Annotated in this window: 6 protein-coding genes; 5 read left to right on the plus strand and 1 reads right to left on the minus strand. The window is 37.6% G+C overall.

The window, feature by feature from the left end; genetic code table 11:
• Nucleotides 1-89 precede the first annotated feature (89 nt).
• The 5 genes from GFU89_RS05265 (at nucleotide 90) to GFU89_RS05285 (ending at nucleotide 9,047) form a co-directional block, all read left to right on the plus strand.
• Entirely contained in the window at nucleotides 90-2,048 is a 1,959-nt protein-coding gene (locus GFU89_RS05265; RefSeq protein ID WP_318846153.1) for a T9SS type A sorting domain-containing protein, read from the plus strand.
• A 298-nt stretch (nucleotides 2,049-2,346) separates the two neighbouring features.
• The gene (locus tag GFU89_RS05270; RefSeq protein ID WP_318846154.1) at nucleotides 2,347-5,142 is read left to right on the plus strand and encodes a TonB-dependent receptor plug domain-containing protein; all 2,796 of its coding nucleotides are present in this window, start codon (nucleotides 2,347-2,349) and stop codon (nucleotides 5,140-5,142) included.
• Nucleotides 5,143-5,163: 21 nt separating this feature from the next.
• Nucleotides 5,164-6,384: a DUF4876 domain-containing protein gene (locus GFU89_RS05275; RefSeq protein ID WP_318846155.1), complete on the plus strand. Its 1,221-nt coding sequence runs from the start codon at nucleotides 5,164-5,166 to the stop codon at nucleotides 6,382-6,384.
• A gap of 1 nt (nucleotide 6,385) precedes the next feature.
• The gene (locus GFU89_RS05280; RefSeq protein ID WP_318846156.1) at nucleotides 6,386-7,900 is read left to right on the plus strand and encodes a DUF6850 family outer membrane beta-barrel protein; all 1,515 of its coding nucleotides are present in this window, start codon (nucleotides 6,386-6,388) and stop codon (nucleotides 7,898-7,900) included.
• A gap of 67 nt (nucleotides 7,901-7,967) precedes the next feature.
• The gene (locus GFU89_RS05285) at nucleotides 7,968-9,047 is read left to right on the plus strand and encodes a cytochrome-c peroxidase (RefSeq protein WP_318846249.1); all 1,080 of its coding nucleotides are present in this window, start codon (nucleotides 7,968-7,970) and stop codon (nucleotides 9,045-9,047) included.
• A 108-nt stretch (nucleotides 9,048-9,155) separates the two neighbouring features.
• Here the strand turns inward: GFU89_RS05285 and GFU89_RS05290 are convergent, their stop codons facing one another.
• A complete protein-coding gene (locus tag GFU89_RS05290) occupies nucleotides 9,156-11,519 on the minus strand; it encodes a patatin-like phospholipase family protein (RefSeq protein ID WP_318846157.1) in 2,364 nt (787 codons plus the stop codon).
• Between the last annotated feature and the right edge of the window lie 80 nt (nucleotides 11,520-11,599).

Genomic DNA, 11,599 nt, shown 5'->3' on the forward strand with positions numbered 1-11,599 from the left:
ATTGATATTCAATGAATAATTATTGATGTTGTAATATTTTCTCGGATTTATTAAAGTTATTACCTTAATACCATAGAAAATACATCAATATGAAAAAAATTACAACTTTTTTACTGGGCCTTACCGCTCCATTCTACTTTGCACAACAGGCTGGAGACGTTGTAAGCGCTGAACAGAAACTGGATTTAACGCCACAGGGAGTTATTAATTTTATCGCCAATAATCTCGGCGATCAAAACGCTCCGGAATTTGCCGGCTACCTGAACAGTTTTAATGTGGGCCTAAAGGGCTACAAGATCACTTATTACACCAAAAATGAAAACAATGTCCTTGTAAAAGCTACCGGACTCCTTATGTATCCCAATGTAGGATTCAAATTGTCAACAGTTGTGTCAGATCATGGAACTACAGACAGCAGAAATAATGTGCCGTCTAATTTCAAAGGAGCATTAACAGCAGGGTTTGTTGTGGAGCTTTCTTACGTACTTAATGGCTATATTTTAATGGCGCCAGACTATGTAGGAATGGGAAGTGGCGACGGAGTTCATCCTTATGTAGACTATGCCACTGAAGCGGGTGCAACCATTGATTTTGTCACTGCCGCCAACAAAGTACTCGGACAATTGGGTGTTAAACGCTATGATGAGTACTTTTTAGCCGGGTATTCACAGGGAGCTCATGCAGCAATGTCTACTTTAAAAAGATTAAGCATTTCGAATCCCAATAATATCAAATTCAAATATGCTTATATGGGTGACGGACCTTATGATTTCTCTGGGGTTACTTTAAATAAAGGAGTTCTGGAAAAAGATATTTACCCGTTTACCTCATTCCTGGCCAATGTTCTTCATACCTGCAACAATACAGGATATAAAACCTATAATAACAACATTTCAGAAGTTATTTCTGCAGAATATCTTGATAAATACAATTATCACGTTGTTCAGGATAATGGCGGACTTTTATGGGGTCCTGTGATATGGAAAAAACTCTTTACACCCAATTTTGTGAACGATGTCACCAATAATCCAAACAACAAGCTCAGACTGTGCATGAAACCTAAGGATGTATACGACTGGTACAACAAAACACCTATGACATTGGGTCATTCGACTGTAGATTTAGCTATTCCACCTGAAAATACCTCTAAAACCATTGATGTTCAACGTGGTTATTATGCATGGTGGGATCTGAATAAATATAAACTGGATTCTTTCTACTGGGGACCTCTTGGACACGTAGGCGGAATTCTTCCTTTTACTTTAGCTTCCAATGCCAAATTCAATACGTTGAGAAGCGGCGGACTTCTTAATGAATGGGCAATTGCAGGATCCATTTTCGGCAAGCAGTCAGTAGAGAAGACATCTGAAAAACCTTCCCTTCTCTCTTCACAGATACAACCGGATCTGGGAAATATGCAGCTCGTTGAAATTACAGATTTCAATAAAGAAAAAGCCCAGAGCAGAACAGCCAATGACCAAAATTTATCAACTTTAAAAGACGGAGTTTATTTATTAAAAGTATCAGAAAACAATGAAAATAAGATAATTCCATACATCAAAAATACTCCTAAAGAAGTTTCTGAAAACGAAATCATACAATCTTCCGGCCCATCGGTTTTGCAGTTAAAAGTTGATCAGGGCGAACTTTCTGCAGTAAACATCTTTGATGAAAATAAAACGTTGGTCAAAAGTGTTTCTCAAAAGCAATACCGTGAAGCCGGAGGGATCAATGTACAGGATCTGGAAAATAAAAACTACACTTTTGAAGTGGTAACTTCTTATTATAATCTTCAGTTCAATAAAGCAGTTGGAGGTACAATATCTTCTGAAAGCAATACGGATATCTTTACCCAAAAACAACAAATTATTGCAAAATCCGGCAACGACATTAAAAACATCAGCATTTACAGTATTTCCGGTGCTCTGATCGTTCAGCAGGAAGTCGGCAAACCACTGTTTGAATCCAGAAACCTAGAATCTGGGGTATATCTGGTACAAATCACACTTTCTAATGGGAAGGTCATTAATAAAAAAGTAAAACTGTAATACAATCCTCTTCATAATCTCATTTCAAGTTAATTTTGGCACTTCAGCAATGAAGTGCTTTTTCATGTATGCCGATCCAATAACTCCACAAAAAATAATTAGAGATAAATTGCAGCTAAAATCAAACACAATTACGCAATTCATTATTACAAACCCTTTTACATCTAAAAATATCAACTTTAAACAAAAATATTATCAAAACAGCAAAAATGATTCTTGTCATTTATTTTAAATTATTCTAAATAAAATTAGTAAACTTATATTGATGCTCTTACTTTTGCCGAAAGAATAATGCCAGATGGTACACCATGACTCCCGATTCCCTTTGAGGCTCCGATTTTTCAGCTTTCTTATTTTTATCACCACGATCACAGCAGTCAAGTCCCAGAATCTGGAATTTACAATCACTTTTGAAATAAAAGACAAAAATCAGACTTCACTAAAAGACTCTGAAATAAAAATTTTCTCAGAAGAAAACACTCATACATCTTCTACCAATGAAAAAGGAATAGCAGAAACACATCTTCTCCCCGGAAAATATAAAATTGAAGCCTGGAAAAACGGAATTCTTGGATATTCAGGTACAATATCTGTGACAAAGTCTGAAACATTTGCTTTTTCATTTGCAGAGAAGATAAATACTATTGAAGAAGTGGTTATTACAGCCAAAGAAGGTAAAGGACTTACCTCCTCCTCTATGATCAGCCAGCGGGCTATGCAGCATTTGCAGCCTTCAAGCTTTTCTGATCTTCTGGAACTTCTTCCCGGTGGGAGGTCAGGTGATCCTGTTCTTAATCAGGTTAACAAAATAAGTCTCCGCGAAACCGGCAGACCAAGCAGTGATTACAACACATCTTCTATGGGAACTACATTTTTGGTTGATGGCGCTCCGCTAAACTCTAATGCCAACCTGCAGTATTCTTATGATTTTTTAGACAAAACCAATAATGGACTTAAGAGAAGACTTAATATAAACAGCGGTGTGGATATGAGAACCATTTCTACAGATCAGATTGAGAGCGTGGAAGTTCTTCGTGGAATTCCGTCCGCTGTCTATGGAAACCTGACTTCAGGAATTGTAAAAATCACGAACAAATCCGGATACACAAAATGGAAAGCAAGATTCAAAGCCGATGGTTACAGTAAACTTTTTGCTGTAAGCAAAGGTTTTGAAAACAAAGAAAAAGATTTGAAAATCAATACAGGACTGGATTATCTGAATGCAAAATCTGACCCCAGAGACCGGCTTGAAAGCTATAAAAGAATTACCGCTCATATCGCCGTTATAAAAGAAAAAAAATGGGATCACGGAACCGGTAAATGGCAGAGTAATCTCAGCTATACAGGTTCACTGGACGGTTCAAAATCTGATCCTGATGTGGATTTGTCCGAACTCAATTCTTATGAGGTGAATAATCATTTTTTGAGTCTTTCCAATTTGTTTACTTATACTAAAAATGAGCCTTCGTTCTATCGGTCAACCGAAATTCAGGCAACGGCAAACCAAAGATTTGACAGGATAAAGCAAACCAAATTTATTCAGCTGGAAAATGCAATGGCCTTTCCTCTCTCAGCAACTGAAGGGGAATACGATGGTTATTATCCTGAACCAAGATATATTTCCAATTATACAGTGGACGGAAAACCTCTTGATCTGTTTGTTAAAATGATCAATAACTTTCAGGTTGATTCGAAATCTGTTCACCATGAGTTCAATGCCGGATTCGATTGGCAAATGAGTAAAAACTGGGGCAAAGGGCAGCTATTTGATATCTACAGACCCATTGACCCAAAAGCTACTTTCAGACCACGCCCTTACCGCGATATTCCGGCTTATATGACTTCAGCGTTATTTCTGGAATCTGTAAGTTCATTACCTGCAGGCAATCACAAACTTACATTAGCATTAGGATTAAGAGGAAACACTATGATGAACCTTCCATCTCATTTCAAAATGAATGGAAAATGGTATACAGATCCGAGAGCCAATTTCCAATGGGAACTTCCTTCATTTGACTGGATGAACAAAAAAGCAACTTTAGCTTTAACATTAGGATATGGTAAACAGAGCTTATTTCCGGACCTGAATTTATTATACCCTGAACTTATTTATAAGGATATTCAACAGCTCAATTATTTTCACAACAATCCAAACTACAGAAGAATCAATTATAAGACATTGATCTACAATCCGCAGAATCCTGAAATAGAACCTGCTGTGAATGAAAAATTTGAAGCAAGAGTTGATTTCAGTCTGGGGTCACATCAGTTATCTGTTACTGTTTTTAAAGAAAATATGCGCAATGCATTTCGTTCCATGAATGAATATGCTTTATACCAATATAAAAAATATGACACTTCTGGTCTGAATCACGATGCTATCACTTCTCCGCCTGATTTGAATACACTTCCCTATCAGACAGTGAATGAAAACTTTCTGTATGCCACTCAGCGAAATGGCAGCAAAGTAGATAAAGAAGGTGTAGAATTTCAGTATTCTTCCAACAGAATTCCCGGAATTAATACAAGATTTACTTTAAACGGAGCCTGGTTTCGTACAAAATATGGCAACAGCCTGCCGGTATACAGAGGAAGAGATTTACTGATCAATGGAAAACCTTATCCTTATCTGGGATTATATGAGGGAATGGAACCTAATTCGTTGAATGAAGTACTGAATACCAATCTGATGATGGATACTTATATTCCCCGTTTGGACCTTGTTTTTTCATCCTCATTCCAGTTTTCATGGTATTCTATGAGAAAACTTGAGCCTATGAGCGGAATCCCCAGTCATTATGTAGATCAGGACGGTCATATCTTCCCTTTTAATCCGGAAACAGCCAAGGGAACAATCCTTGAAAGTCTTATCATCGCTCAGAATGAGGACTTATATAATGCCTCCCGAAGACCTATGGAAATGAACCTCAATCTGAAAGTAACCAAAAGCTTCAGAAATAAAGCTGTTGTAGTATCTATGTTTGCCAACAGGCTGTTCAGCTACTATACACCTTACAATATCAACGGATTTACCATAAATAGAAAAGGTGCTTATGATCCTTATTTCGGGATGGAAATCAATTTTAATTTATAAACAATTTCAATTCAATAAGTTATGTTAAAACATGTATTAAGAACACTGTTCGTATTGTGTGCAGCAATTTCGATAACAGCCTGTTCTTCAGATTCCAATGATGTCGCAGAGGCAAAAACTTCGTTAAAGCTGGAACTCAAAGTAGTTCCTGAAAATATTCAGGTTAAAGAATACAAACATCTCACGATAAGCTTCAAAGAACTTAATTCCGGATTTACGGTTACTCAGGAGCTTAAAAACAACAATAAACTGCAGGTTGTTCTTCCCTCGGGAACTTATAACATCATTGCAGAAGGAAACATTATGTATGCTGATAATTCCGGATCGATAGAAGCCAAAGTTGCCGGTGTACAGAACGGGATAGTCATCAATGGCAGTGAAACCAGCAAAACTATGGATCTTGCGTTAAAATCAGGCAGCAGCAGCGATCTTATACTTGAAGAAATCTTCTTTACCGGAACCAAAACCCCACAGGGAGCCATGTACTTCGGTGATCAGTATTTTAAAATTACCAACAATACAGACCAGACTTTGTATGCAGATGGCATGCTGCTGATACAATCCAGCTTTATGACCAATGAAAAACAGGATTACAGTCCCAATATTATGGGAACTACTCTATCTGCCGGGGCTATTATCAGAATTCCAGGAAATGGAGCGACCTATCCTGTAAAACCGGGAGAATATATCATTATTGCTGAAGATGCTATTAATCATAAAGATTTCAACCCTTCTTCCGTTAATCTTTCCAATGCTAACTTCCAGATTTTCAAAGAAGATTCTGATGACATCGACAATCCTTCGGTTCCGAAAATGGTAAATGTTTTTGAAAAAATGGTGATTCACACGCAGGGATATTACGCTTATGCATTAGCACGTATGCCACAGGGAATGACCAATGAGATGCTGATCGCTCAAAACACATATACTTACAATTACAACCTTATTATAGGTGGTGATGTGTATCCTATGGACGGAACTGCTGTCAAAATTCCCAATGAATGGATTACAGATGCTGTTAATTTAAGTGTACAGGATTCATTTCAATGGGTGGTAACCTCTCCTTCTCTGGATCTGGGATGGACTTCTGTAACTTCTTTTGACGGAGATAAAAACCGTTTTGGAAAAGCTGTACGCAGAAAAGTAACAGGAAAAACAATAGATGGTAAAGATATTCTTAAAGACACCAACAACTCCACAACAGACTTTGAACATGGTGTAAAACCATCTTTATTCAACTAAAATGAAATATTTTCTTTCCATATCCGTCCTGCTGATCTCTTTTTCAAGTGTAAAACTGCATGCTCAGATCACGGACACGATAACAGAAAAAGTACGTGAAGAATACAGCTTTGAAAGGCATATTAAAAACAGTATTACCACCAATCCTGCCAGTTATGCCGAAGCAAGGAAATACGGGATCACAACTTTCAATGTGTTTGCTGAAAAAAGCAATACTCCCAACCAGCTGCAACAAAAAGGCAAAAGCAAAAATCTGTGGGGTGCAGAGGTCTACAGCTTACAAAAGCTCAATGACAGAACAACAGTTTGGGGTAATGCTTCTTATACTCAGGGGAAAAATAAGCAGGTGGTATGGAACGAAAATTCAGATTATGATCTCATCTATCCTTACGTGGCGGCCGACAGTGTAGGCGGAGATATGAAGTTTGAAAATTATAGATTTTCAGGAGGATATTCTAAAAAAATCAATACTTACACATTAGGAATTACAGGAAGCTATGAAGCAACATTGAGCTATAGAGACATTGACCCACGACCGAAAAATACAGCAGCCCATTTTTCTTTGACAATGGGTGCCAATAAACTGATGTTTCAGAAATTCAGAATCGGGGCTTATGTGGATGCTGAAAAATATACTCAAAAGCATTATCTGAGCTTTGTGAGCAATCAGGGATATCCTATGATCTATAATATGAGCGGACTGGGAAATTATAACGAACTGCTTTCCGGAAAGCTCCGTCAGGCTTATTATGAAGGCTGGTCTTATGGAGGAGGTCTGCAAATCTTTGAAGCAGGCAGCAAAAACTGGTATCTGAATATAGGTCTGAAAAAGTTTAACCTTGATAAGCTATTGACAGAATATGCGGATCTCAACGCTTCAAAAATTGATGAACGTCAGTTGACCTTTTCAGCAGGAAAATTCTTTGATTCCGGGAAAATAGTCTGGGGAATTTCTGCCGAAGGAAACAATACAGAAAGAAAAGGAACTGAAAATCTGTTTTTGAATGAAAACTCAAGAAACTACCTCCAGATCGGAAGTGTGGAAAAGTACAATCACAAGATCAGCAGTATCATTTTTAAAGGGCTCATACAAATGGGTAATGAAAAGCAAAAATCCTCTTTAATCCCCTTTTTTGGATGGATTCAGGAAAAAGAGAAATACAGCAGTCCCACATCAAGAATAGAATTAAGTAAGATAATCTATGGCGCGGATTATCAATGGCTTAAAACTTTTGACCATCATCAGACACTCTCTATAATTGCAGGGCTTTCCGCAGCTAATACCTATCAAAAAGATGCTCTTTTCAACAATTCCGGAAAGACATCCATTAATACAATGCTTCAGGAGAATTATCTCTTTCAGTCTTCAGATTTCTGGCAGGCAAAGCTTGATATTAATTTTCATTTCAGCTTCCCGGTTATCAAAACCGCTTTTGTAGGAGGTAAAATCATGTACAGCAATTTTAAAAACAGCAGCAATACCCTATTTGCAATCAGTATAGGAAGTATTTTTTAAACACATTATGATAAAATTTTCAGATCTTAAATTAATCGCAGTTCTCGGAAGTATTTCTCTATTCTGTATGCAGCATACCATGCAAAAGTACAGGGTGGACTATGGAGAAACTGTGGAGCAATACAAAAAGCCTGTAAGATTCTGGCCTAAACCCACAATCGATGCCGGGGTTAACTGGAAAGAATTTGAGGCTATAGACTGGGATTCCAACTATTACGAAACACAGGAACTTCCTGAAGTAATGCTTGGAAAAAAACTGTTTTTTGATCCCAAACTATCATCATCCAGCCAGGTATCCTGCAGCAGCTGTCACAATCCTGAACTGGGCTGGGGAGACGGCCAGGAAGTGGCATTGGGAACAGATCATCTGCAGGGAAAAAGAAATACACCGTCTCTTTTTAATATTGCAGACCGGAATTCCTATTTCTGGGACGGAAAAGCCAAAACGTTGGAAGAGCAACTCGTAGGTCCTATTTCCGCTCATAATGAAATGAACATGAAACCGGAAAAACTCGCAGGAAAACTGTCTCAATTGAAAGAATACAGACAGCTTTTTAAAGAAGTATATCAGACGGATAAGATTACATTTGATAAAATCGCCAAAGCATTAGCAACTTTTCAAAGAACCATCAGAAGCCAGCCGAGCAAACTGGATAAGTTCATGAAAGGAGATTATAAAGCCATGAGTGATCAGGAAATTTACGGCATGCATATATTTCGTACTAAAGCAAGATGCATGAACTGTCATTATGGAAAAAATCTGACAGATGAATCTTTTCACAACATAGGGCTTACTTATTACAAACGGGAGTATGAGGATCTGGGGTTGTATAATATTACTAAAAACTCAGATGACACAGGAAAGTTTAAAACTCCTTCTCTGAGAGATCTTAATTATACCGCTCCATGGATGCATAACGGATTGATGGATGACATGCACGGCATTGTCAGTTTATACAACAGCGGTATGCAGATGATTAACCCTACTCCTGAAGAAAAGAAAACTGATCCTAATTTTCCTGTTACCGATCATCTGATAAAACCTTTGAATCTCAATGAGCAGGAACTGGATGCAGTTGTTTCATTTTTAAAAAGCATGTCCGGAAGCTACTATAAAATGCCAAGACCGGAAATCCCAAGAAAATAGTTTTACAACAGAATAAATAATTGATTTTAAAATAGTAAATCCTTTTATCTAAAGTATATTTTAGGTAAAAGGATTTTTAATATTTTCTAAACCGACTCCGGTTATTCTTTAAAACTTGAAACCAACACTGAAATATATCCTTGAAAAATCAAGCTGACTGTTTCTGGAAACATTTATACTGATAGGACCAATAAGAGATTCATATCCCAGGTTTACTCCATATCCAAACATATCGAAGCTGTCATTAAAAGGAGAAAGTTCTTCACTTACTTTTCCATAGCTGAACGAAGGGGTAAGATAAAGTTTTTTCATAATTCTGTACTGAAATGATATTGCAGCCTTCGCAACAGAAGTCACAGGAAGCTCTTTCTGACGAAGACCGTTGAATTCAGGGCTTAAAAGATCATTATTATATTCGCTGCCTCCAAGATTATATTTCTGATTCAGGAATAGATAAGGAACCTGATCGTCTCTCCTCGAGCCAAAACTTGCTCCCAAAAATACGTTTGCCTTTACCGTCAGCCTTCTTGTGATGGGTTGATAGAAGTTTTCATTCAAAGTAAAAGAAATCAGGTTTTTAGGTTCGTAGTAATAAAAATCTTTAGGATTTAGTATCAGATACAGAAGAGGCTGTACTGTATTCAGATCATAAAGCTCATACTGATCTCCGTAATAAAATCTTGTACTCACCTGAAGATGATTCCCTTTTGTTGTGAAATACCTTTTGTTGAGACTGTTCTGTTCAAACTTCAGGAATGTGTTGAAGTTACTGTGGTTATACAATTTCTTACTGTAATTATCCACTTTTGACTGATCCACTTTATCCAGTAAACTGTACATTCTTTCTGTACTGAATTCTGTTCCCAATGACAGATAAGCATTTGGAGTGATGTTATAGTTCAGCGCAATCTTTCCTGTTATATTACGGTACATATGGTTAGGAAAACGGTCACTTCCGTCGTCATTCACATCATATAACCTGAAGTTAAGGTCATTACTTTTAAGATTAACCATCTTGGCTTCCAGATCCAGCCACAAACGCTCTCCGCTGTCCAGAAACTGCTGGTAAGCAAGTTTAGCCTTGAAACGTTCAGAAATATCTACGGTTGCCAGAAATCTTGATCTGTTCAAAAGAATGTTTCTGTATGTATAATTAACAATAATTCCTACCGACTGTTCTGTATCATAGTGCAGAGCCAGTTTAAAAGCTCCTTTTTTTGCCCTTTTCACAAAAACATTCATGATAAGACCATCATTTTCATTGGTGTAGGTATAATACACCTTTATATACTGGCGCATTCCGAATACCCGGTCTATTGCTTCATTTACAGTTTTTGCATCATAATACTTCCCTTCCGTCAATCCCATTTGCTTTTTAAGCACTTCAATCTCCGCAACATCATTAATAGGCGTTCCATCTTCTTCATTGAATGTGAATTTCGTAGTAGGCAATTTCACCTCTTCAATCATCTGATGTTCATATTTGATTCCGGCTTTTCGCTGAGCTTCTGCCAGGGCTACAAACTCAGGAAGGTGTTTTCTTGCTTCCACCTCACCAATTTTGATAATCCTCCGGAACTTGGCAAAATCCTTCGTTGTAATCTCACCCAATGGATCTACAAAGTCTACCAAAACATTAGACAGCTCTTTTTGATGTTTAAAATCTTCCACCGAACGGATGGCATGCGTTTGATAAATCATCTTCATCGGATTCTCAATTTCTTTCTTGGTAAAAAGTCTGAAGCCGGTATACCCTCCGATGACAAAATCTGCTCCCATCTCCCGAACCTCATTAGCTGGATAATTACGGTCTAATCCTCCATCTACCAAAAGCTTTCCATCAATATAAACAGGTGCAAAAGCTGCAGGAATGGCCAATGTAGCACGAATAGCCAACGGTAAAGAGCCTTGTTTCTGCATGATCAGACCTCCGTTTTCAATATCGGAAGAAGTAAGCTGAACAGGAATCCTCAGTTTGCTGAAATCATTGATATGTTTTGCGTTGAAAGTAAGTGTATTAAGAACCTCACCCATATACTGCCCTTCAATATACGAGCCCGGAAGAGTCGGAATCCCTTTTACCACAGGAAACTCGAGAATATATTTATCATATTCGTCTTTTTCACTGATATTGACTTTTCTGTAAGGAATTTTATTGCTCAGAATCCTATTCCAGTCCATTTTATAGACCGTGTGTTTCAGTTGATCCGCATTATACCCCATTGCATACAAACCGCCCAGAATTCCTCCCATACTGGTTCCTGTAATATAATCTACCTTGATTCCCAATGAGTCGATCATCTTCAAAATCCCAATGTGTGCAAAACCCTTTGCGCCACCACCGCTTAGAGCAAGGCCAAATTTAGTATCTTTGGTCACATTCTGAAGGGCAATATTCAGGGAATCATTCTTTTGCTGGGACTTGATAATAAGAGAGAAAGCTATGGCAAAAAATATCAGGATCTTTTTCATTGGTGGTGCTTAATGTATCTGATTTAAACTTTAAAAGCTTTTAATAAGTAGTAAAGATACACAAAAAGTTACCTGCTTTA

This window comes from Chryseobacterium sp. JV558, from assembly GCF_033712365.1.
Lineage (GTDB): Bacteria > Bacteroidota > Bacteroidia > Flavobacteriales > Weeksellaceae > Chryseobacterium.

Bases quoted from the DNA above. Each gene is read 5' to 3' on its own strand.
- GFU89_RS05285 (WP_318846249.1), top strand. From the start codon at position 7,968: ATGCAGCATACCATGCAAAAGTACAGGGTGGACTATGGAGAAACTGTG.
- GFU89_RS05265 (WP_318846153.1), top strand. From the start codon at position 90: ATGAAAAAAATTACAACTTTTTTACTGGGCCTTACCGCTCCATTCTAC.
- GFU89_RS05270 (WP_318846154.1), top strand. From the start codon at position 2,347: ATGGTACACCATGACTCCCGATTCCCTTTGAGGCTCCGATTTTTCAGC.
- GFU89_RS05275 (WP_318846155.1), top strand. From the start codon at position 5,164: ATGTTAAAACATGTATTAAGAACACTGTTCGTATTGTGTGCAGCAATT.
- GFU89_RS05290 (WP_318846157.1), bottom strand. From the start codon at position 11,519: ATGAAAAAGATCCTGATATTTTTTGCCATAGCTTTCTCTCTTATTATC.
- GFU89_RS05280 (WP_318846156.1), top strand. From the start codon at position 6,386: ATGAAATATTTTCTTTCCATATCCGTCCTGCTGATCTCTTTTTCAAGT.